15 protein-coding genes are annotated in these 22,255 nt (G+C 71.1%); 14 read left to right on the top strand and 1 reads right to left on the bottom strand.

Going from position 1 to position 22,255, the window contains the following annotated elements:
* The 5 genes from mreD to AC0699_RS09085 all read left to right on the top strand — a co-directional run bounded on the left by mreD (nucleotide 1) and on the right by AC0699_RS09085 (nucleotide 7,825).
* Nucleotides 1-666, top strand: coding sequence for a rod shape-determining protein MreD (gene mreD / locus AC0699_RS09105; protein ID WP_478657541.1), 666 nt, complete (start codon nucleotides 1-3; stop codon nucleotides 664-666).
* 19 nt (nucleotides 667-685) lie between these two features.
* Nucleotides 686-2,860, top strand: coding sequence for a penicillin-binding protein 2 (gene mrdA / locus AC0699_RS09100; RefSeq protein WP_478657538.1), 2,175 nt, complete (start codon nucleotides 686-688; stop codon nucleotides 2,858-2,860).
* Nucleotides 2,861-2,863: 3 nt separating this feature from the next.
* The gene (gene rodA, locus AC0699_RS09095; RefSeq protein ID WP_478657536.1) at nucleotides 2,864-4,063 is read left to right on the top strand and encodes a rod shape-determining protein RodA; all 1,200 of its coding nucleotides are present in this window, start codon (nucleotides 2,864-2,866) and stop codon (nucleotides 4,061-4,063) included.
* Nucleotides 4,064-4,149: 86 nt separating this feature from the next.
* A complete protein-coding gene (locus AC0699_RS09090) occupies nucleotides 4,150-5,787 on the top strand; it encodes a CYTH and CHAD domain-containing protein (protein ID WP_478657533.1) in 1,638 nt (545 codons plus the stop codon).
* Between the two features lie 85 nt (nucleotides 5,788-5,872).
* Nucleotides 5,873-7,825: a TIGR03960 family B12-binding radical SAM protein gene (locus AC0699_RS09085; RefSeq protein ID WP_478657530.1), complete on the top strand. Its 1,953-nt coding sequence runs from the start codon at nucleotides 5,873-5,875 to the stop codon at nucleotides 7,823-7,825.
* Between the two features lie 278 nt (nucleotides 7,826-8,103).
* Here the strand turns inward: AC0699_RS09085 and AC0699_RS09080 are convergent, their stop codons facing one another.
* Nucleotides 8,104-8,625 (bottom strand): calcium-binding protein, encoded by a 522-nt coding sequence (locus AC0699_RS09080; RefSeq protein ID WP_478657527.1) that lies wholly within the window; start codon nucleotides 8,623-8,625, stop codon nucleotides 8,104-8,106.
* Here AC0699_RS09080 and AC0699_RS09075 point away from each other — a divergent pair.
* From AC0699_RS09075 to galE, 9 genes are all read left to right on the top strand, one after another.
* Nucleotides 8,600-8,920: a hypothetical protein gene (locus AC0699_RS09075; RefSeq protein ID WP_478657525.1), complete on the top strand. Its 321-nt coding sequence runs from the start codon at nucleotides 8,600-8,602 to the stop codon at nucleotides 8,918-8,920. The two genes, AC0699_RS09080 and AC0699_RS09075, sit on opposite strands and share 26 nt — an antisense overlap.
* A gap of 389 nt (nucleotides 8,921-9,309) precedes the next feature.
* Nucleotides 9,310-10,437: a hypothetical protein gene (locus tag AC0699_RS09070; RefSeq protein ID WP_478657523.1), complete on the top strand. Its 1,128-nt coding sequence runs from the start codon at nucleotides 9,310-9,312 to the stop codon at nucleotides 10,435-10,437.
* Nucleotides 10,438-10,561: 124 nt separating this feature from the next.
* The gene (locus AC0699_RS09065; protein WP_478657521.1) at nucleotides 10,562-11,341 is read left to right on the top strand and encodes a TIGR03936 family radical SAM-associated protein; all 780 of its coding nucleotides are present in this window, start codon (nucleotides 10,562-10,564) and stop codon (nucleotides 11,339-11,341) included.
* Nucleotides 11,342-11,576: 235 nt separating this feature from the next.
* Nucleotides 11,577-15,776 carry an Rne/Rng family ribonuclease gene (locus AC0699_RS09060; RefSeq protein ID WP_478657519.1) on the top strand — a complete coding sequence of 1,400 codons (4,200 nt, stop codon included), beginning with the start codon at nucleotides 11,577-11,579 and terminating at the stop codon, nucleotides 15,774-15,776.
* Nucleotides 15,777-16,109: 333 nt separating this feature from the next.
* Complete coding sequence (locus tag AC0699_RS09055) at nucleotides 16,110-17,228, top strand: DegT/DnrJ/EryC1/StrS family aminotransferase (RefSeq protein WP_478657516.1); 1,119 nt, start codon at nucleotides 16,110-16,112, stop codon at nucleotides 17,226-17,228.
* Nucleotides 17,225-18,238 carry a Gfo/Idh/MocA family protein gene (locus tag AC0699_RS09050; protein WP_469771945.1) on the top strand — a complete coding sequence of 338 codons (1,014 nt, stop codon included), beginning with the start codon at nucleotides 17,225-17,227 and terminating at the stop codon, nucleotides 18,236-18,238. Before AC0699_RS09055 ends, AC0699_RS09050 begins: the two co-directional genes overlap by 4 nt.
* Complete coding sequence (locus tag AC0699_RS09045) at nucleotides 18,235-19,866, top strand: glycosyltransferase family 2 protein (RefSeq protein ID WP_478657514.1); 1,632 nt, start codon at nucleotides 18,235-18,237, stop codon at nucleotides 19,864-19,866. The genes AC0699_RS09050 and AC0699_RS09045 overlap by 4 nt, the downstream gene beginning before the upstream one ends.
* The gene (locus AC0699_RS09040; protein WP_478657513.1) at nucleotides 19,863-21,146 is read left to right on the top strand and encodes a nucleotide sugar dehydrogenase; all 1,284 of its coding nucleotides are present in this window, start codon (nucleotides 19,863-19,865) and stop codon (nucleotides 21,144-21,146) included. The genes AC0699_RS09045 and AC0699_RS09040 overlap by 4 nt, the downstream gene beginning before the upstream one ends.
* Before the next feature lie 82 nt (nucleotides 21,147-21,228).
* Complete coding sequence (galE, locus tag AC0699_RS09035) at nucleotides 21,229-22,197, top strand: UDP-glucose 4-epimerase GalE (protein ID WP_478657510.1); 969 nt, start codon at nucleotides 21,229-21,231, stop codon at nucleotides 22,195-22,197.
* The last annotated feature ends 58 nt before the right edge of the window (nucleotides 22,198-22,255 follow it).

Here is a 22,255-nt window from a genome sequence, read left to right as displayed (position 1 = left end):
ATGCGCTTCAACCGGATGCTGCTCTCCACCACGCTCGTCGTGGTCGCACTCGTCGTCCAGGTAACCGTCCTCTCCCGCCTCCAGTTGCCCGGGGCCGTCCCCGATCTGCTGCTGCTCGTCGTCCTCGCTCTCGCCCTCGTGTACGGGCACACCAGCGGCGCCCTCATCGGCTTCGGCGCGGGGCTGCTCGCCGACCTCGCCCCGCCCGCGGACCACGCCGCGGGCCGCTATGCCCTGGTGCTGTGCCTCATCGGCTACCTCGCCGGACTCGCCCGGCCCGAGACCGGCCGGCTCACCTCGGCCACCGGTCCGATGGTGGTCGTCGTCGCCGCCGCGATCGGCTCGACGCTGCTGTACGCGGGCGTCGGCGCGCTGGTCGGTGACACCGCCGCCCGCCATGTCGGCCTGGGCTCGCTGCTGTTCACCGCCGCCGTCTACGACCTGCTGCTCGCGCCGTTCACCGTGCCTCTGATCATGGCGTTGGCGAGACGCGCCGAGAACGATCCGCTCGCCGACAACCAGTCCGGCGGCGGCGATGTCTCCAGCGGCTGGGCCTCGTCCGGCACCGGCCTGCGCATCGGCCGCCAGCGCAGCGGACTGCGGATCAAGGCGGCCAGGACCCGGGCGACCCGTGCCGGCCGCATCAGGGGAGTCAAGCGACTGTGACCGAGGGGGTATCGGCAGCGTGAGCAACATTCCCGAGACCGGGCGGACCCCCCGCGTCCAGATCCGGCTCATCGTCATCCAGGTCCTGGTCTTCTCCCTCCTGGCGACGCTCGGCGGGCGCCTCTGGTACCTGCAGATCCGCAACGGCGACGAGTACACGAACGAGGCGAAGAACAACCACGTCCAGCAGGTCGTCCAGCCCGCCGTCCGCGGCGCCATCCTGGACGCCCGGGGCGTCCCGCTCGCCGACAACGAGACCCGCCTCGTCGTCTCGGCGTCCCGTACCGAGCTGATGAAGATGAAGGACGACGGCGAAGGCGTCCTCACCCGGCTCGCGGCCGTCCTCGGCATGAAGCCGAAGGAGGTCATGGACAAGGTCCGGCTCTGCGACTCCAAAACCCCGCAGCCCTGCTGGAACGGCTCCCCGTACCAGCCGATCCCGGTCACCGACGAGGCCACCACCCAGCAGGCCCTGCAGATCCGCGAGCGCGCCGAGGACTTCCCCGGCATCACCGCCGAGCCCACCGCCGTACGCCGATACCCGGCGCCCGGCAAGGCGAACACCGCGCAGGTCCTCGGCTACCTCTCGCCCGTCACCGACGAGGAGATCGAGAAAGCCAAGGACACCGACTCGCCGTACCTCCGGTCCGACCAGGTCGGCCGCTCGGGACTTGAGCGCACGTACGACAAGGAGCTGCGGGGCAAGGCCGGCGTCACCCGCTACGAGGTCGACAACCTCGGCCGCGTCATCGGGCAGGCCAAGCCGGACAAGGCCGAGCCCGGCGCGAACGTCGTCACCTCCATCGACGCCCGCGTCCAGGCGGTCGCCGAGTGGGAGCTCAACAACGCGATGAAGGAAGCCCGCAAGGTCTTCGACGACAACACCAACGAGAACTACAAGGCGGACTCGGGCGCCGTCGTCGTCATGGAGTCGAAGACCGGCCGCGTGGTGGCGATGGCATCGCTGCCCCACTACGACCCCAACGCCTGGGTCGGCGGCATCTCCGCCAAGGACTACGCCCGGCTCACCGGCAAGAAGTCCAACTTCCCCCTGCTGAACCGGGCCATTCAGGGGCAGGCCGCCCCCGGCTCGATCTTCAAGGTCGTCCCCACCACCGCCGCGGTCAACGCCGGATACGACTTCAAGGGCCGTTACCCGTGCCCCAGCTCGTACTCGATCGGCAACCAGGTCTTCAAGAACTTCGAGTCCCAGGGCCACGGCAGCATCACCCTCGGCCAGGCCCTCGAAGTCTCCTGCGACACCGTCTACTACGCCCTCTCCCACCAGCAGTGGATGAAGGACGGCGGCATCAAGCCGAAGAAGAACCCGGCGGACTGGTTCTACAAGACCGCCCACCAGTTCGGCCTCGGCGCCGAGACCGGCATCGACCTCCCCAACGAGGTCACCGGCCGGATCCCGGACCGCCGCTGGAAGCAGAAGTTCTGGGAGGCGAACAAGGACTACTGGTGCAAGACCGGCAAGAAGGGCGGCAGCTACATCCAGCAGCTCTCCTACGAGAACTGCCTCGAAGGCAATCTCATGCGCGCCGGTGACTCGGTCAACTACTCGATCGGCCAGGGCGACACGCTCGTCACCCCGATCCAGATGGCCACCATCTACGCGGCGATCTCCAACGGCGGCACGCTCTACGACCCGACCGTCGGCAAGGCGGTCGTCAGCCCGGACGGCAAGAGCGTCCGCGAGATCAAGCCGAAGTCCCACGGCAGGCTGCCGATGACCCCCCAGACGCGCGTGCTGATGGACGAAGCCCTCGCGGGAGTCGCGACCCGCGGTACGGCCGCCTGGCGGTTCGGCGGCTGGCCGCAGGACAAGATCCCGATGCACGCCAAGACCGGAACGGCGGAGGTCCACGGCAAGCAGACGACCTCCTGGTTCGCCACGTACACCAAGGATTACTCGATCGTCATGACGATCTCCCAGGGTGGTACGGGCTCCGGCGCGTCCGGCCCCGCCGTGCGCAACATCTACAACGCGCTCTACGGCCTGGACATGGAAGGCAACCAGGACCTCAAGAAGGCCCTGCTGCCCGAGCCGCAGAAGGCGCTGCCGAAGATCCAGCCCGACGGCTCGATCGACGCGCCGAGGATCACGCCGTACGTTCCGGTCAAGCCGGAGCCGGAGGGCGAGAAGGCGCTCGCGGGCCCGCCCGCGGCGACGGGACGGAGGGACTGAGACATGGCAGGAACCCATGGCTTCTCCGTCGCGCGGTACGCCCCCGAGCGCGGCGCGCTGTCGAAGCTCTTCGCCCGCGATTCGATGGTGCGCCGGCTGGACTGGCCGATGCTGGGCGCGGCGATCGCACTGTCGTTCATCGGCTCGCTCCTGGTGTGGTCCGCGACCCGCAACCGCACCGAGCTCAACCACGGCGATCCGTACTACTTCCTCTTCCGCCACGTCCTCAACACGGGCATCGGCTTCACCCTGATGGTCGGCACGATCTGGCTCGGCCACCGCACGCTGCGCGGCGCCGTACCGGTGCTGTACGGCATCTCCGTGGTGCTGGTGCTGCTGGTGCTCACACCGCTCGGCGCGACCATCAACGGCGCGCACGCGTGGATCGTGGTCGGCGGCGGATTCTCGCTGCAGCCCTCGGAGTTCGTGAAGATCACGATCATTCTGGGCATGGCGATGATGCTGGCCGGCCAGGTCGACGCGGGTGATCAGGTCCACCCCGACCATCGCACCGTCGCCAAGTCCCTCGGCCTGGCGGCCGTTCCCATGGCGATCGTCATGCTGATGCCGGACCTCGGCTCGGTCATGGTGATGGTGGTGATCGTGCTGGGTGTGCTGCTCGCCTCCGGTGCATCCAACCGCTGGGTCCTCGGCCTGATCGGGGCGGGTGTCGGTGGCGCGGTGCTGGTCACCACGCTCGGACTGCTCGACGAGTACCAGATCAACCGCTTCGCCGCGTTCGCCAACCCGGAGCTCGACCCGGCCGGCGTCGGCTACAACACCAACCAGGCGCGGATCGCGATCGGCTCCGGCGGCCTGCTCGGCACCGGCCTCTTCAAGGGATCCCAGACCACCGGCCAGTTCGTGCCGGAACAGCAGACCGACTTCGTCTTCACCGTCGCCGGTGAGGAGCTGGGCTTCGTCGGAGCGGGCCTGATCCTCTTCCTGCTCGGCGTGGTGCTGTGGCGGGCCTGCCGGATCGCCCGCGAGACGACCGAGCTGTACGGCACGATCGTCGCCGCCGGGATCATCGCCTGGTTCGCGTTCCAGTCCTTCGAGAACATCGGCATGACCCTCGGCATCATGCCGGTGGCCGGGCTTCCCCTGCCGTTCGTGTCGTACGGCGGCTCGTCCATGTTCGCGGTGTGGGTGGCGGTCGGGCTGCTCCAGTCGATCAAGGTGCAGCGGCCGATGTCGGCCTAGGTGTTCTGTCCGGTGCGACACGCCCAGGACCGACAACGGCGCGGTTCGTACTGACGCCGAGGCGCCATGGCGACTAGATTTTGTTCATGGCGGACACGAAGCGGGAAGTCGAGCGCAAGTACGAAGCCAGTGCCGGGACCGAGCTACCGGACCTGACCGGTGTGGCCGGGGTGACGGCCGTCGTCGACCAGGGCGTGACGGAGCTCGACGCCGTCTACTACGACACCTCGGAGCTGCGCCTCGCCGCAGACGGGATCACGCTGCGACGACGTACGGGCGGCGGTGACGAGGGCTGGCACCTGAAGTTCCCCGTCTCCGTCGGCATCCGCGACGAGATCCGCGAACCCCTCGCCGACACGCTGCCCCGCACGCTTGCGGGCCTGGTCCGCTCGCGCACGCGCGACGCCGAGCTCGCTCCCGTCGTCCGGCTGCGCTCCTCCAGGGACGTCCGCCACCTGGTCGACGACCAGGGCGAACTCCTCGCCGAGCTGTCCGTCGACTCCGTGCGTGCGGAACGCCGCACCGAGGGCGGTGGCACGACGTCCTGGACCGAGATCGAGGTCGAACTGGCCGACGACGCCGACCCCGCGCTGCTGGACGCGGTCGGGAAGCGGCTCCGCAAGGCGGGCGTCCTGCCGTCGTCGGCTCCGTCGAAGCTGGCGCGGGCGCTGGAGGAAACGGCGCCCGGCTCCGCCGAATCTGAGGCCGAAGTCGAAGCCGAGGCCGCCGCCGCGCCGCGCGACGCCGACGCGCAGGCGCGGCCTGACGAGGAGACCAAGGCCCCGAAGGCCGCCAAGGCCGCAGAGATCGTCAGGGACCGCGGGGCGCGGCTCGGCCCGAAGGACGCCGGGGAGTTCGTCCTTGCCTATCTGCGGGAGCAGCGGGACGCGATCGTGGCGCTCGACCCGGCCGTGCGGCGCGATCTGCCCGACGCGGTCCACCAGATGCGCGTCGCCACCCGCCGCATGCGCAGCGCCTTCAAGACGTACCGGAAGATCGTCGACCGCGGTGTCACCGACCCGTTCGGCGACGAGCTCAAGTGGCTGGCCGGTGAGCTGGGGGCCGCACGGGACCAGGAAGTGCTCGCCGAGCGGCTGCACGGGCGGATCGACGGGCTGCCGGGGACGCTGGTGCTCGGACCGGTCCGGGCGAGGCTGCGGATCTGGGGGACCGCGAACCGCGAGGAGGCGCGGCACCGTTCCGTCGCCGTACTCGACACCGAGCGCTACCTCGCCCTGCTGGACGCCCTCGACGCGCTGCTCGACGAGCCGCCGCTCCTCGAGGCCGCCACCGCGAAGCCCGGCGTCGCCCTGCCCAAGGCCGTGATCAAGGACTATCTGCGCCTCGCGGGGCGCGTCGGGCACGCGCTCGGCCTCCCGGCCGGCCAGGAGCGCGATCTCGCCATGCACGACGCCCGCAAGGCCGCCAAGCGCGCCCGGTACGCCGCCGAGGCGGCGACCCCCGCCCTCGGCAAGCCCGCCAAGAAGTTCGCCAAGCGCATGAAGGCCGTCCAGACCGTCCTCGGCGATCACCAGGACAGCGTCGTTGCCCGCGACACCCTCCGGGACCTCGCGATCCAGGCCCACGCGGCCGCTGAATCGGCGTTCACCTGGGGACTTCTCTTCGGCCAGGAACAGGCCTCGGCCGCCGACCGGGAGCGCGAGCTCCCCGGCGTATGGGACAAGGCGTCCCGGCCCGGGCTGCGCGCGGCGCTGGCGCACTGACCTTCCACGGCAGGCAGGCGTGCCGGGAGCCACTGCCGATCGGGTTACGCTTGAGAGTCCCTCTGCCAGCCCACGAAGGTTCCAGATGTCTGCCGAGTCGGTCTTCCCACAGCTCGAAGCTCTGCTCCCGCATGTGCAGAAGCCCATCCAGTATGTGGGCGGTGAGCTGAACTCCACCGTCAAGCCGTGGGACGAGTGCGACGTCCGCTGGGCGCTCATGTACCCGGACGCGTACGAGGTCGGTCTGCCCAACCAGGGCGTCATGATCCTCTATGAGGTACTGAACGAGCGCGAGGGCGTGCTCGCCGAGCGCACGTACAGCGTCTGGCCGGACCTCGAAGCGCTGATGCGCGAGCACGGCGTGCCGCAGTTCACCGTGGACAGCCACCGCCCCGTGAAGGCGTTCGACGTCCTCGGCCTGAGCTTCTCCACCGAGCTCGGCTACACCAACATGCTGACGGCCCTCGATCTCGCGGGCATCCCGCTGGAGGCCAAGGACCGCACCGTCGACGACCCGATCGTGCTCGCGGGCGGCCACGCAGCCTTCAACCCCGAGCCGATCGCGGACTTCATCGACTGCGCGGTGATCGGCGACGGCGAGCAGGCCGTCCTGGAGATCACCGAGATCATCCGGGCCTGGAAGGCCGAGGACCGCCCCGGGGGCCGCGAGGAGCTGCTGTTCCGCCTCGCGAAGACCGGCGGGGTCTACGTCCCGGGCTTCTACGACGTCGAGTACCTGCCGGACGGCCGCATCGGCCGTGTCGTGCCGAACAAGTCGGGCGTGCCGTGGCGGGTGTCCAAGCACACCGTCATGGACCTCGACGAGTGGCCGTACCCGAAGCAGCCCCTCGTCCCGCTCGCCGAGACCGTCCACGAGCGGATGTCCGTCGAGATCTTCCGCGGCTGCACCCGCGGCTGCCGTTTCTGCCAGGCCGGCATGATCACGCGCCCCGTGCGGGAGCGAAGCATCACCGGCATCGGCGACATGGTCGAGAAGGGTCTCAAGGCGACCGGCTTCGAGGAGGTCGGCCTGCTGTCGCTGTCCTCCGCGGACCACAGCGAGATCGGCGACATCGCCAAGGGCCTCGCCGACCGGTACGAGGAGGACAAGATCGGTCTGTCCCTCCCGTCCACCCGTGTCGACGCGTTCAACGTGGACCTGGCCAACGAGCTGACCCGCAACGGCCGCCGGTCCGGTCTCACCTTCGCCCCCGAGGGCGGCTCCGAGCGCATGCGCAAGGTCATCAACAAGATGGTCTCGGAGGAGGACCTGATCCGTACCGTCGCCACGGCGTACGGCAACGGCTGGCGTCAGGTGAAGCTGTACTTCATGTGCGGTCTGCCGACGGAGACCGACGACGACGTGCTGCAGATCGCCGACATGGCGACCAAGGTGATCCAGAAGGGCCGCGAGGTCTCCGGCTCGAACGACATCCGCTGCACGGTCTCGATCGGCGGCTTCGTGCCCAAGCCGCACACCCCGTTCCAGTGGGCCCCGCAGCTCTCCGCCGAGGAGACCGACGCCCGCCTGGAGAAGCTCCGCGACAAGATCCGCGGCGACAAGAAGTACGGCCGCTCCATCGGCTTCCGCTACCACGACGGCAAGCCCGGCATCGTCGAGGGCCTGCTCTCGCGCGGCGACCGCCGCATCGGCGCCGTCATCCGCGCCGTCTACGACGACGGTGGCCGCTTCGACGGCTGGCGTGAGCACTTCTCGTACGACCGCTGGATGGAGTGCGCGGAGAAGGCGCTGCCCGAGTTCGGCGTCGACGTCGACTGGTACACGACGCGTGAGCGTGCGTACGAGGAGGTCCTGCCCTGGGACCACCTGGACTCCGGTCTCGACAAGGACTGGCTCTGGGAGGACTGGCAGGACTCGCTCGACGAGACCGAGGTCGAGGACTGCCGCTGGACGCCGTGCTTCGACTGCGGAGTCTGCCCGCAGATGGACACGCACATCCAAATCGGCCCGACCGGGAAGAAGCTCCTTCCGCTGAGCGTGGTCAATGCGGGCCCGACCAGCGGAAACGGCAGCTGAGGCGAGCGAGGCGGGTTACGGCGGATCGCCGAGGGCTTGGCGGGGGCCGGTGAGGACGAAGTGGCCGAGCTGCTCAGTGCGTACGGTCGGCGTACTGGGCAGTCGGCGGCCGCCTCCCGACGTCTGACCTGGACGATCTCGTGCCGCCGGGGGCGGCTTCGTCAGGCATGGGGCATCGGCAAAGCCGCTGCACCGACCTCCAGAGCGCGGCGGACCGCAGCAGCACGGCCGAGCACTGATGGAGCCGCAGTGGTCGCGCGTCCCGGGCGCGGACGGGTTCAGTCGTTGCAGCCGCGGCCATCGCTTGGGTTGACGCAGGTGTTGATTCCTCGTCCGCCATCGTTGCGGTTCGTGCCCGGTCCGCCGTCCAGGTCGTCATCGTCGGCTTCCCCGAAGAGCCGGTCGTTACCCGCGTTGCCGAAGAGCTCGTCGTTGCCCCTTCCGCCACGGAGATCGTCATTGCCCTTTCCTCCGTAAAGGGCGTCGTTGCCCAGGAAGGCAAGGAGCCGGTCGTTGCCCGAGCCACCGGAGAGCTCGTCGTTGCCTGTTTCACCGTGGAGCTCGTCGTTGCCCGGATCACCACGAAGGTCGTCGTTTTCCCCGCCGCCGAAGAGCTGGTCGTCGCCCGAGCCGCCGAAGAGCTGATCGTTGTCCTTGTCCCCGTTGAGAGTGTCGTTGCCCGAGCCACCGCAGATGAGGTCGTTCCCTCCGAACGCGTAGACCGTGTCATTGCCTCCGAGCGCGAAGATCACGTCGTTGCCGGGAGTGCCGAAGATGACGTCGTTCTTCTCGGTGCCCACTCTGGTGGGTCTGGCGTCCTCACAGGTCGAGTTGTTCCAGGTGTTCGCGGTGGTCGCGGCGTTCGCGGTGGTCGCAGTGCTCGAGGGGGTCGATTCCTTGGCTCGCCTCGGTGTTCCGGGTGCGGCGGCCGTTGTGGAGGTGGAAAAGACGAACATCCCTCCGATGACGAGAACGATGAGGGCGGGCAGCGACCGGGCACTGGCACGGCGTCGGCGGGAGCACCCAGTTGGAGCCGTCTTCGGCCGGTCGTCGTCGGGGCGGGGCTCGAACATGGCTCGGCTGTCTCCTGGGTGAGGTGGGCAGCTGTCCCTTACAGAAGGTCACACTCTCGCCCAGCCCGCTCCGCCGCCCACCGGGGCCGTATTCGCCCACGGGCCATTTTCGCAGGTCGCGGCCGATAGACGTGCCACCACAAGCACTCCTTCGGTCGCAACCCGCACGGCCCCGTCGGGAAAGCAGAGGCCGACCTGGGGAAGCCGACCACCATCACGGAACGATCCGGTACGTGGCGGGAGCCACTGCCGGGTGCGGCCGCCAGACAGTGGTGGGAGCGGCGGTACTGGGTGCTCGCCGCGGCGGCCCCTGGGCTTCGCCCGCGTCGTGCGCGCAGGCACGATGCGGATCTGACACGACGGCCCGGCCCGTAGGGAACCCCCGGGCCGGGCCGTCGCGTCTTTCCGGCCATGGACTTGGACAAGCGGCAGCAGCGGCCCCAGCAGCCGGAAGGCTGTCTGACGGTGGCCATCAGGATCCCGGTACGGATCGTGGTGCTGCTGGTCGTCGTGCCCGTACGCATGGTGTGGGACGCACTCGTCGTCTGCGCGAAGGCGCTCGACCGCGTGCTGCTGCGCCCGCTCGGCCGCGCGCTGGACTGGCTGTACGAGACGGCGCTCGCCCCGGTCGGCCGGGCGGTCGCCTGGGTCGCCACGGCGGTCGCCACCGGAGCGTGGTGGCTGTTCAAGGCCGTCTTCTACTGGCCCTGGGTGGCGCTGTGGCGGTACATGATCGTGCCGGTCGCCACCTACGGCATCGCGGTTCCGCTGGCCTGGCTGTACCGCACTGTCCTGACCCCGGTCGGTCAGGGACTGGCCTGGATCCTGGCCTGGCTGTACGCCCGGCTGCTCGCCCCGCTCGGCCGCGGCATCGGATGGCTGGTGTGGGCGGTCTTCGTCTGGCCGTGGACCGCGCTGTACCGGTGGCTGCTGACCCCGTTGGGGCACGGCCTGACCTGGCTGTACGTGCATGTGCTCACCCCGGTCGCCGGTGGCCTGTGGACCGCCGTCGTATGGCTGACCGGCATCCTGGTCGTCGAGCCCGCCGTCTTCGTGTACCGCTGGATCCTCACCCCGATCGGCCGCGCCTTCGCGGCCCTCGGCCGTGCCCTCGCGGTCGTCGGCCGCGAGATCGCCGACGCGTTCATGGTCGCCTGGCGCGTCGCCGGGTACGTGTCACGGGCCGTCGGGCGCGCCCTCAAGTGGCTGGGCTGGAATCTGCTGGGGCGCCCGGTGGCGTGGTTCTACCGGAACGTCTGCACACCTGTCGGGCACTTCGTCCGCAATCAGCTCTGGGCGCCCGCCAAGCGGGCCGCGGTCGACGCCGGACGGGCCGTGCGAGGCGCGCTCGCCTCCGCCCGCGAGACCGTGCGGCAGGCCCGCCGGGACGCCTGGCGGGCACTGGTCGGCGGCCCGCGCGAGCCCGAGGCTGTGGAACCGGCACGGGCCCGGGCGCGTAACCTGGGAGGTACGCAACACATACCGACTGTCCCCGGCGTGGCGCCCGGACCCGAGGTCTCCCTGCACAAGCGGGGCTGAGCCGGACGGGCCCCCAGGGGTCAGCGCAGGCCAGGAAAGGCGGCGCGCCACCGCGCCCGCCCCGCACCGAGGAGAAGAACCACTGGGCAAGCGACAGCCCGAAGGCCCGCCGCCCGCACCCGCGGTGCAGCGCATCCGACTGCGCTACACCAAGCGCGGCCGCCTCCGGTTCACCAGCCACCGCGACTTCCAGCGCGCTTTCGAGCGTGCGCTGCGGCGCGCCGAGGTGCCGATGGCGTACTCGGCGGGCTTCACCCCGCACCCGAAGGTGTCGTACGCGAACGCCGCGCCCACCGGCACCGGCTCCGAGGCCGAGTACCTGGAGATCGCGCTCACCGAGGCCCGGGACCCGCAGAGCCTGCGGGTACTGCTCGACGAGTCGCTCCCGGCCGGGCTCGACATCACGGACGCGGTCGAGGCGCGTACGTCGGGTCTGGCGGACCGGCTGACCGCGTCCGTCTGGGAGCTGCGGCTCGACGGAGTCGCGGTCGAGGACGCGGAGAAGGCCGTCGAGGCGTTCCTCGGCGCCGAGACCGTGGAGGTCCAGCGCCGGACGAAGAACGGCATGCGGACCTTCGACGCGCGTGGTGCCGTGGCCGGTCTCCAGGCGGCTCGTCCACAGCCTGATAGGCCCGGGGAGGAGCCCTGTGCGATACTGCGGCTGGTTGTTCGGCACGTGACACCTGCCGTACGACCCGACGACGTCCTGTCCGGTCTCCAAGCTGTGGCCGACCTGGCGCCGCCGGTCCCCGCAGCGGTGACCAGGCTGGCGCAGGGGCTCTTCGACGAGGAGTCCGGCACGGTGACCGACCCGCTCGCGCCCGACCGCGAGGCAGTCACGGCCGCCCCACCCACGGCCGCCGGACTCGCCGCGACGGCGCCGGAAGGTGCCGGTTCCGCGTAGGGGCGGTCGTCGAAGCGCCGCCCTCGTACTCGGGAGCCACCTGGGTCGGGCAGCGCACAGACCAGGAGACTTTCGCCAGGCCGTGCGTACATCGCGTACGGAACCGGCGAGCCAGACATACAGCTCCCGTGAGGCGCCCGCGCCCCGGACGGAGGCCCCGCGGACATCACGCGGGACGCGCCACCGGACCGGATCGAGGCGCGGCGCCCGGGAGCGTGACGGGAGAACCGCCCGCATGCTCGAGCCGAAGGACCCCGGTACGGCCGGGGACAACCAAGAGAACAACACACCGAGCGACACACTGCCGCCGCGCCGCCGTCGGCGTGCGGCGTCCCGCCCCGCGGGTCCGCCGGCCACGGTGGAGACGGTCACGGACGTGACCGCGTCGGTCGCCGCCGGCATACCGGCCACGGAGGTGCCCGCCGTTGCCGCCGAGGTGGCCGCGGAGCCTGCAGCCGTCGTTGAGGAGCCTGCGCCGCGTACGCGCCGCCGGGCGACCCGTAAGGCGACGGCGCCCGCCGGTTCGCCTGCGCCCGTCGAGGTGCCCGCCGAGCCGGTTGCCGCTGAGCCGGTTGCTGCCGAGGCTGCCGCGCCTGCCGCTGTCGTGGCTGACACACCCGCCGAGGAGCCCGCGCCGCGTACCCGCCGCCGGGCGACCCGTAAGGCGACCGCGCCCGCCGGTGCGCCGGCCGAGGCGGCCGAGGCCGCTGCTGTGGTGGCCGGGACGTCCGCCGTCGCGCCCGTCGTCGAGGTGGCCGCGGAGCCTGCAGCCGTTGTTGAGGAGCCCGCGCCGCGTACGCGCCGCCGGGCGACCCGTAAGGCGACGGCGCCCGCCGGTTCGCCTGCGCCCGTCGAGGCGCCCGCCGAGCCGGTTGCCGCCGAGCCGGTTGCCGCTGAGGCTGCCGCGCCTGCCGCTGTCGTGGCTGACACACCCGCCGAGGAGCCTGCGCCGCGTACCCGCCGCCGGGCGACCCGTAAGGCGACCGCGCCCGCCGGTGCGCCGGCCGAGGCGGCCGAGGCCGTGGCCGTTGCCGAGCCGGTGGCCGTCGGCGCCGACGAAGACGTTGAGGAAGGTGCCGTGAGCGAGAGCGCTGCGGAGACCGGGGTTGGCGCCGAGGCGCCCGCGCGGCGTACGCGCCGGCGTGCGACGCGCCAGGTGACCACGCCCGAGCCGGAAGAGACCGTGACCGCCGAGGTCGCCGCCCCGGAGGCCGAGGAGACCGCCGAGGAGCAGGCTCCGCGCGGCCGTACGCGCCGCCGCGCGACCCGTAAGGCGACCGCGCCCGCCGGGGCTCCGCAGGAGGCCCAGGAGGACGAGACCGCGGCGGGCGAGGGCCTGCCCGCGGACGCCGTGGCGCAGATCGCGGCCGGCGAGGCCGAGGTCGAGGCCGCCGAGCGTGCCGCGACGCGCGGGCGCACCAGGCGCCGGGCCGCGGTGCCCGAGTTCACCGCCGAGCCGGAGCAGGCCGAGAAGCCCTCCCGGGCCCGTCGTGCCGTCCGGCCCGCCGTGGCCGTGTTCCAGCCGCCGGTCTTCACCGAGCCGATGTTCCAGACCCCGGAGACCGCCGCTGCCGCGGCCGCCGCCGAGGCCGCCGAGGTGGCCGAGGAGGAAGAGGCCGTCGAGCCCGCCCCGGTCGCCGAGGCTCCCTCGCGCCGTCGCCGTCGCCGCCGTGGCGAGCCCGCCGAGCCCGCCGAGGCCGTGGAGGCCGTCGAGCCCGCCGAGGCGGAGGAGCCGGAGGCCGAGGCCGTCGTCGAGGGCGAGGAGGCCGCCGAGGAGGCCGAGGAGTACGAGGACCGTCCCTCGCGCCGTCGCCGCCGCGGTGGCCGCCGTCGCCGCCGTGGCGAGGCCGCCGAGGCCGAGGAGTCCGCGGAGGAGCGCGAGGCCGAGGCCGCCGAAGAGGCGGAGCGGGCCGAGGAGGAGTCCGAGGAGGAGGGCTACGAGGAGGCCGAGGCCGGCACGCCGTCCGCGCCGGGCACCAGCAGCAGCCGTCGTCGCCGTCGTCGCCGCCGCCGTACCGGCGAGGCCGCCGAGACCGAGCCGGGCGCGGACGAGCCGGAGCGTACGGTCGTCAAGATCCGTGAGCCGCGTCCCGCGCGGGAGAAGGCCGCCGAGCCGTCCGACGAGGTGCAGTCCATCAAGGGCTCGACCCGCCTGGAGGCGAAGAAGCAGCGCCGCCGCGAGGGCCGCGAGCAGGGCCGCCGCCGCGTGCCGATCATCACCGAGGCGGAGTTCCTCGCGCGCCGCGAGGCCGTCGAGCGCGTGATGGTCGTCCGGCAGAACGGCGACCGCACCCAGATCGGTGTCCTCGAGGACAACGTGCTCGTCGAGCACTACGTCAACAAGGAGCAGTCGACCTCGTACGTCGGCAACGTCTACCTGGGCAAGGTGCAGAACGTACTGCCGTCCATGGAGGCCGCGTTCGTCGACATCGGCAAGGGCCGCAACGCCGTCCTGTACGCCGGTGAGGTCAACTTCGAGGCGCTGGGCATGGCCAACGGCCCGCGTCGTATCGAGAGCGCGCTGAAGTCCGGCCAGTCCGTCCTCGTCCAGGTGACGAAGGACCCGATCGGCCACAAGGGCGCCCGCCTGACCAGCCAGGTCTCGCTGCCCGGCCGCTACCTGGTGTACGTGCCCGAAGGCTCGATGACCGGTATCAGCCGCAAGCTGCCCGACACCGAGCGCGCCCGTCTGAAGACCATCCTCAAGAAGATCGTCCCCGAGGACGCGGGCGTCATCGTCCGTACCGCCGCGGAGGGCGCCAGCGAGGACGAGCTGCGCCGCGATGTCGAGCGACTGCAGGCGCAGTGGGAGGAGATCCAGAAGAAGGCGAAGAGCGGCGGCAGCTCGAATGCGCCTTCCCTCCTGTACGGCGAGCCGGACATGACCGTCCGCGTCGTGCGCGACATCTTCAACGAGGACTTCTCGAAGGTCATCGTCAGCGGCGACGAGGCGTGGGAGACCATCCACGGCTACGTCTCGCACGTGGCGCCCGACCTGGCGGAGCGGCTGAACCGCTGGACCTCCGAGGTCGACGTCTTCGCGACCTACCGGATCGACGAGCAGCTGATGAAGGCGCTGGACCGCAAGGTCTGGCTGCCGTCCGGCGGCTCGCTGGTGATCGACAAGACCGAGGCGATGGTCGTCGTCGACGTCAACACCGGCAAGTTCACCGGCCAGGGCGGCAACCTCGAGGAGACCGTCACCAGGAACAACCTGGAGGCGGCCGAGGAGATCGTGCGCCAGCTGCGGCTGCGTGACCTGGGCGGCATCGTCGTCATCGACTTCATCGACATGGTGCTGGAGTCCAACCGGGACCTGGTGCTGCGGCGACTGCTCGAGTGCCTGGGCCGGGACCGTACGAAGCACCAGGTCGCCGAGGTCACCTCGCTCGGCCTGGTCCAGATGACCCGTAAGCGGGTCGGCCAGGGTCTGCTGGAGTCGTTCTCCGAGACCTGCGTCCACTGCAACGGCCGTGGCGTGATCGTGCACATGGAGCAGCCGGCCACCGTCGGTGGCGGGGGCGGCGGCAAGCGCGGCAAGAAGCGCGGCCGCGGTGGCGCCGAGCACGTCCACGAGCACGAGCGCGAGGTGGCGGTCGAGGCCCCCGTCGAGGAGGCGGAGACCGAGGCCGAGGTCGCGGCGGAGGCCGCGGCGCCGGCCGCGCTGCCCGAGCCGGCCTTTGCGCCGGACGAGGAGCTGTACAGCAGCGTCGCGGAGGCCGAGGCCGCTGTCGGCCGCCGTGGCCGCCGTCGGGCGACCCGCAAGGCGACCGCTCCGGCCGGTGCGCCGAAGCAGGCCGAGCCGGTGCAGGAGGTCGAGCCGGTGCAGGAGGCCGCCCCGGCCCCCGCCGCCGAGCCGGCCCCTGCCACCGAGCCCGGCCCGCCGGCCGAGGTCGCGGAGGAGGCGGCCCCCACGGGTCGTACCCGCCGCCGGGCCACTCGTAAGGCGACGGCCCCGGCCGGTTCGCCGAAGGGGACCGAAGCTCCCGTCGAGATCGTGGCCGAGGCGCCCGCGGTGGTCGAGACCGAGGCCCCCGTGGCCGAGGCCCCGGCCGCCGTGGAGGAGGCCCCGGTCGCCGCGCCGCCGCGTGCGCGCCGTCGGGTGACCCGCAAGGTCACCGCCCCCGCGGGCTCGCCGTCCGGCGCCGAGGAGGCCGCGGTCGTCGTGGTCGCCGCTTCGCCCCAGGCGGAGCCCGAGGCGGAGCCCGTGGTCGACGCCGAGGAGGCCGCTCCGGCCAAGAAGGCGGCCCGTAAGACCGCCAAGAAGGCCACGGCGAAGAAGGCCGCCACCAAGAAGACGGTGGCCAAGAAGACCGCGGCGAAGAAGACGACCGCCAAGAAGGCCACCAAGGCGGCCGCCAAGAAGACCGCCGCTGCGGAGCAGCAGACGCTGCCCTCCGTGACGGCGTCCGCCACCGTGTCCGTCGAGAGCTGAACAATCGATGACCGACGGCTGAACATTCGTGTCCCGTCCCTCACGACCGGGGGACGGGGCGCGGTGTTTGTAGCGCAATTGATGCCTGGCCCCGTTAACGGCCCAGAAATTGACTAGGAAATTCCTGATAATGTGACGGCGGTCGCTGCCGTGCCGGGGCCCCGCCCGGAGACTACGGTCGGTGACCGGCCCGGTTGAAGGGACAGACCGGTCCCAGCATTCCTCGGTAGGGCGTCGGCAATAGCGCCGGAGGGGTTCGCGCGGCCCACAGACGCCCCGCAAACCCCGGACCTCTGCCACAAAGAGCTCTTGCGGTGTTCAAGGAGGACGTCCATGCCGAGCAGCAACGAGCAGCCCATCCCCGCTGCCCGCCCGGTCATCGGTGAAGAAGAGATCGAAGCGGCCGTACGCGTACTGCGCAGCGGCCGGGTCGTACAGGGCCCCGAGGTGGCCGCGTTCGAGGAGGGCTTCTCGGAGCTCGTGGAGGGCCGCCACTGCGTGGCCGTCAACTCCGGTACCTCCGCGCTGCACCTCCTTCTGATGGCTTTGAACATCGGCCCGGGTGACGAGGTGATCGTCCCGTCGTTCTCCTTCGCCGCCTCGGCGAACGCGGTCCGCCTGGTCGGCGCCGACGTCGTCTTCGCCGACATCGAGGCGGACACGTACTGCCTCGACCCGGCCGCCGTCGAGGCCGCCATCACTCCGCGCACCGCCGCGATCATGCCGGTCCACCTGTACGGCCACCCCGCCGCGATGGACAAGATCATGGCGATCGCCGGCAAGCACAAGCTCGCGGTCGTCGAGGACGCCTGCCAGGCGCACGCGGCCGCGCTGAACGGCACCCCGGTCGGCGCCTTCGGCTCCGGCGGCACCTTCAGCTTCTACCCGACGAAGAACATGCACAGCCTCGAGGGCGGCATGATCTCCACGGCCGACGCCGAGGTCGCCCGCACCCTGCGCCTGCTGCGCAACCAGGGCATGGAGCAGCGGTACGCCAACGAGATCGTCGGCGCCAACATGCGCATGACGGACGTCGCCGCCGCCGTCGGCCGCGTCCAGCTCTCGAAGCTGGGCGGCTGGACCGAGCAGCGCATCGCCAACGCCGCGTACCTCACGGAGAACATCACCGCGGCGAACGTGGTGACGCCGGTGGTCGCCGAGGGCGCCCGGCACATCTACCACCAGTACACCGTCCGTATCCAGGGTGACCGCGACGCCGCCATGGCGAAGCTCACCGAGGCCGGCGTCGGCAACGCCGTCTACTACCCGACCCCCATCCACCGGCTGAAGCCGTACTGGGAGCCGGACCAGAAGGCCGGCCGGAACTGGGACCTGCCCGAGACCGAGCGGGCGGCCGCCGAGGTCGTCTCGCTCCCCGTCCACCCCTCGCTCACCGAGGGCGACCTTGAGCGCATCGTCACCGCTGTGAACGCGCTGGGAGAGAACCTGTGACTGCTGCTGGACTGCGGGCCGGGCTGATCGGCCTCGGCTCCATGGGGCGCCACCACGCCCGTGTACTGGCCGGGCTGGACGGCGTCGAGCTGGTCGGCGTCGTCGACCCGATGGGCGACAAGAACGGCTGGGCGCAGGGCGCCCCCGTGCTGTCCACCGTCGAAGAGCTGATCGCGCTCGGCGTCGACTACGCCGTGGTGGCCTGCCCGACCGCGCTGCACGAGGAAGTCGGCCTCAAGCTCGCCGAGGCCGGGATCGGCGCTCTCATCGAGAAGCCGGTCGCGGACACCGTCGAGGGCGCCCGCCGCCTCGTCGAGGCCTTCGAGTCGCGCGGCCTGGTGGCCGGTGTCGGCCACATCGAGCGCTGCAACCCGGCGCTGCGCAGCCTGCGCTCCCGGCTGGAGGCCGGCGAGCTCGGTGACGTCTTCCAGGTCGTCACCCGCCGCCAGGGCCCCTTCCCGCACCGCATCGCCGATGTCGGCGTGGTCAAGGACCTCGCCACCCACGACATCGACCTGACGGCCTGGGTCACCGGCCAGCAGTACACGTCGATCGCGGCGCACACGGTCTCCAAGTCGGGCCGCCCGCACGAGGACATGGTCTCCGCCGTCGGCAAGCTCTCCGACGGCACGATGGTCAGCCACCTCGTCAACTGGCTGAGCCCGCTCAAGGAGCGCTTCACCTCGGTCACCGGCGAGCGCGGCTGCTTCATCGCCGACACCCTCACCGCCGACCTGACGTTCTACTCGAACGCGGCCGTGACGACCGAGTGGGAGGCCCTCCAGGCCTTCCGCGGTGTCTCCGAGGGCGACATGATCCGCTACGCCATCCCGAAGCGCGAGCCGCTCCTCGTCGAGCACGAGCTCTTCCGGGACGCGGTCCTCGGCAAGTCCCAGGACATCTGCACGCTGCGTCAGGGTCTGCGTACCGTCGAGGTCGCCGCGGCCGTCATCGACTCCGCCAACAGCGGCCTCACCGTGCAGCTGACCCCGGAGGACGTGGCGAGTTGACCACCCCCGATGTCACCGTCGTCGTAGCCGTCTACAACACGATGCCGTACCTCACCGAGTGCCTGAACTCGCTGGTGGGACAGAGCATCGGCGTGGACCGGCTGGAGGTCGTGGCCGTCGACGACGGCTCGACCGACGACAGCGGCCGGGAACTCGACCGCTTCGCCGAGCGGTACCCCGGCACCGTGAAGGTGATCCACCAGGCCAACTCCGGCGGTCCGGCTGCGCCGAGCAACCGGGCCCTGGAGGTGGCCACCGGCCGTTACGTGTACTTCATCGGCTCCGACGACTACCTCGGCACCGACGCGCTGAAGCGCATGGTGGCCTGTGCCGACAAGCACGGCTCCGATGTCGTCGTCGGCAAGATGGTCGGCACGAACGGCCGCTACGTCCATCAGGCGCTCTACAAGAAGAGCGACCCGGACATCAGCCTGTACGACTCGGCGCTGCCGTTCACGCTGGCCAACACCAAGCTGTTCCGGCGCGAGCTGGTCGAGCAGCACAAGCTGCGCTTCCCCGAGGACCTGCCGGTCGGCAGCGACCAGCCGTTCACGATCGAGGCGTGCGTACGGGCGAAGAAGATCTCGGTCCTCGCGGACTACACGTACTACTACGCGGTGAAGCGCGGCGACGCGAGCAACATCACGTATCGCGCCAATCATCTGGCGCGGCTGCGCTGCACCGCCGAGATCATGAAGTTCACGGCCGGCCTCATCGAGGCGGGCCCGCAGCGTGACGCGGTGTTCAAGCGCCACTTCACCTGGGAGCTCGCCAAGCTGGTCCAGGACGACTTCCCGGCCCTCGACCGGGAGACGCAGATCCAGGTCTGCGCCGGGATCGCGGCACTCGCCGACGAGTACTTCACCGAGCCGCTGCGCGACTCGATGGACGTCAAGCGGCGGGTACGGATCGCGCTCGCCCAGCGCGGCGCCGTCACCGAGCTCGTCCGCGCCATCAGCGAAGAGGCCGCCGAAGGGGCGCCCCCGATGCTGCTGGAGGACGGTCGCGCGTTCCTGCGCTACCCCGGCTTCCGTGACCCGGTGCTGGGGCTGCCGGACCGGCTCTTCGAGGTCATCGGGGAGGCCGTGCCCAAGCAGCTCGCCGACGGCACGGGACTGGTCTCCGCCCAGTGGGAGCAGCTGGGCCAGGATCTGACGCTGGCCCTCGAGGTGCGCGTCCCGGTCGCCGGAGAGACGGACTCCGCCGTCATCCGGCTCGCCAACAAGGCCATGCCGAAGAGCGCCGACAAGCCGGGTGCCCGCCGGCTGCCCGTCGGCACCGAACTGCCCGCCCCGGCAGGGGAGCTGAGCCGCACCGCGACCGCCGACGGCAGGGGCACGGTGCTCACCGCCCGGATCCCCGTCAAGCCCGCGAGGGCCAAGCTCGGCGTCCGCGCCTATCTGGACGTGGCAGGCTCGACGTACGAGGTCCCGGTGAAGACCCTGGGCCGACCGCTTCCCCTGGCCCGGCGCTGGCGCGAGAAGGTCCCGTACCGTATCTCCGCCAACGCGAACGCCAAGGGGCGGCTGGTGATCACCACGGCTCCGCTCTGGGAGTCCCCGTCGTCCGGCGAGGGCAGCCGGCTGCGCCACTTGATGTCCCGTGTGAAGAGGAAACTGACCCGATGAATATCTGTGTAGTCGCGCTCGGCAAGATCGGGCTTCCGCTCGCCGTGCAGTTCGCCGCCAAGGGCCACAAGGTCATCGGCGCCGACGTCAACGAGAAGGTCGTCGAGCTGGTCAACGCCGGCACCGAGCCCTTCCCCGGTGAGCACGACCTGGACGTCAAGCTGAAGCAGGCCGTCGACGCCGGACTGCTGTCGGCCACCACCGACACCGCTGCGGCCGTCGCCCAGTCCGAGGCCGTCGTGGTCGTCGTCCCGCTGTTCGTGGACGCCGAGGGCACCCCGGACTTCGGCTGGATGGACTCCGCCACCAAGGCGATCGCCAAGGGCCTCAAGCCCGGCACCCTCGTCTCGTACGAGACCACCCTGCCGGTCGGCACCACCCGCACCCGCTGGGCGCCGATGCTCCAGGAGGGCTCGGGCCTGACCCCCGGCCAGGACTTCCACCTGGTCTTCTCGCCGGAGCGCGTCCTCACCGGCCGGGTCTTCGCCGACCTGCGCCGCTACCCGAAGCTCGTCGGCGGCATCGACGAGGCCTCGACCCAGCACGGTGTGGAGTTCTACGAGCAGGTCCTCGACTTCGACGAGCGCGCCGACCTGCCGCAGCCGAACGGCGTGTGGGACCTGGGCACCGCCGAGGCCTCCGAGCTCGCCAAGCTCGCCGAGACCACGTACCGCGACGTCAACATCGGCCTGGCGAACCAGTTCGCGCGCTTCGCCGACAAGAACGACATCGACGTCAAGAAGGTCATCGAGGCCTGCAACTCGCAGCCGTACAGCCACATCCACCAGCCCGGCATCGCGGTCGGCGGCCACTGCATCCCGATCTACCCGCGGATGTACCTGTGGAACGACCCGGAGGCGACCGTCGTGCGCTCGGCCCGTGAGGCCAACGCCGCCATGCCGGACTACGCCGTGGACCTGCTGGCCGCCGCCTACGGCGACCTGAAGGACGTGAACGTGCTGGTGCTGGGCGCCGCCTACCGCGGTGGCGTCAAGGAGACCGCGTTCTCCGGTGTCTTCCCGACCGTCGAGGCGCTGAAGGCGCGCGGCGCGGTGCCGTTCGTCTCGGACCCGATGTACACGGACGAGGAGCTCTCCGCGCACGGCCTCACCCCGCACCAGGGCCAGAAGGTCACCGCGGCGATCCTCCAGGCCGACCACGCCGAGTACCGCGAGCTGGCCGCCTCCGACCTGCCGGACGTCACCGTCCTGGTCGACGGCCGCCGCACGACGGACCCGGCCCGCTGGGAGGGCGTCCGCCGCGTCGTCATCGGCGGCTGAGGACAGCCTGTCCCGTACGTAACGATCTGAGGCCCTGCCCCGCGCACCTGTGGGGCAGGGCCCGCTCGCAGGAGGGTTCCCCATGACCTGGTTGATCACCGGCGGCGCCGGATTCATCGGCTCGCACGTGGTGAAGGCCATGACCGACGGCGGTGAGCGCGTCGTCGTCCTCGACGACCTCAGCACGGGACGCACCGAGCGGCTCCCCGCGGGTGTCCCGCTGGAGGTCGGCACCGTCCTCGACCGTGACACCGTGGACCGCGTCCTGCGCGAGCACGCCGTCACCGGGATCGTGCACATCGCGGGCAAGAAGCAGGTGGCCGAGTCCGTCGAGAAGCCTCTCTACTACTACCGGGAGAACGTGGAGGGCCTGCGGGTCCTCCTCGACGCGGCCGTCGCCGCAGGGGTGAGCCGGTTCCTGTTCTCCTCCTCCGCCGCCGTGTACGGCATGCCCGACGTCGACCTCGTCACCGAGGAGACGCCGTGCGCGCCCATCAACCCGTACGGCGAGACCAAGCTCGCCGGCGAATGGCTCGTCACGGCCGTCGGCGCGGTGCACCCGATGGCGACCGCCTCGCTGCGCTACTTCAACGTGGCGGGTGCGGCCACCCCCGAGCTCGGGGACGACGGCGTCTTCAACCTGGTGCCGATGGTCTTCGAGCGGCTCACCGCCGACGACGCGCCCCGGGTCTTCGGCGACGACTATCCGACGCCCGACGGCACCTGCATCCGCGACTACATCCATGTCGAGGACATCGCCTCCGCGCATGTCGCGGCGGCCCGGCGGCTTGCCGCCGACCCCGACGCCCGGCTCATCCTCAACATCGGCCGCGGCGAAGGAGTCTCGGTCGCGGAGATGGTCGGGATCATCCAGGACGTCACCGGTCACACCGACGTCAAGCCGCAGGTCACCGACCGCCGCCCCGGCGACCCGGCGCGGGTCGTGGCCTCCGCCGACCGCATCCGCGAGGAGCTGGGCTGGAGCGCGCGCCACGACGTGCGGGAGATGGTCGAGTCGGCGTGGGCGGGCTGGCAGCTGCGCCATCCGTAGATCATCCGGTCATCCGCACAGCCGGTACGAAGGAGGGCCCCCGGGACGCATCCCGGGG

This window comes from Streptomyces sp. NPDC043870 (assembly GCF_056435785.1).
This window is presented reverse-complemented; position numbering and strand designations above follow the sequence as displayed.

Excerpts from the sequence above, each read along its gene's own strand:
- AC0699_RS09075 (WP_478657525.1), top strand. The coding sequence starts at position 8,600 with ATGACGTCGTTCTTCTCGGTGCCCACTCTGGTGGGTCTGGCGTCCTCA.
- AC0699_RS09070 (WP_478657523.1), top strand. The coding sequence starts at position 9,310 with ATGGACTTGGACAAGCGGCAGCAGCGGCCCCAGCAGCCGGAAGGCTGT.
- rodA (WP_478657536.1), top strand. The coding sequence starts at position 2,864 with ATGGCAGGAACCCATGGCTTCTCCGTCGCGCGGTACGCCCCCGAGCGC.
- mreD (WP_478657541.1), top strand. The coding sequence starts at position 1 with ATGCGCTTCAACCGGATGCTGCTCTCCACCACGCTCGTCGTGGTCGCA.
- AC0699_RS09090 (WP_478657533.1), top strand. The coding sequence starts at position 4,150 with ATGGCGGACACGAAGCGGGAAGTCGAGCGCAAGTACGAAGCCAGTGCC.
- AC0699_RS09040 (WP_478657513.1), top strand. The coding sequence starts at position 19,863 with ATGAATATCTGTGTAGTCGCGCTCGGCAAGATCGGGCTTCCGCTCGCC.
- AC0699_RS09060 (WP_478657519.1), top strand. The coding sequence starts at position 11,577 with ATGCTCGAGCCGAAGGACCCCGGTACGGCCGGGGACAACCAAGAGAAC.
- galE (WP_478657510.1), top strand. The coding sequence starts at position 21,229 with ATGACCTGGTTGATCACCGGCGGCGCCGGATTCATCGGCTCGCACGTG.
- AC0699_RS09055 (WP_478657516.1), top strand. The coding sequence starts at position 16,110 with ATGCCGAGCAGCAACGAGCAGCCCATCCCCGCTGCCCGCCCGGTCATC.
- AC0699_RS09085 (WP_478657530.1), top strand. The coding sequence starts at position 5,873 with ATGTCTGCCGAGTCGGTCTTCCCACAGCTCGAAGCTCTGCTCCCGCAT.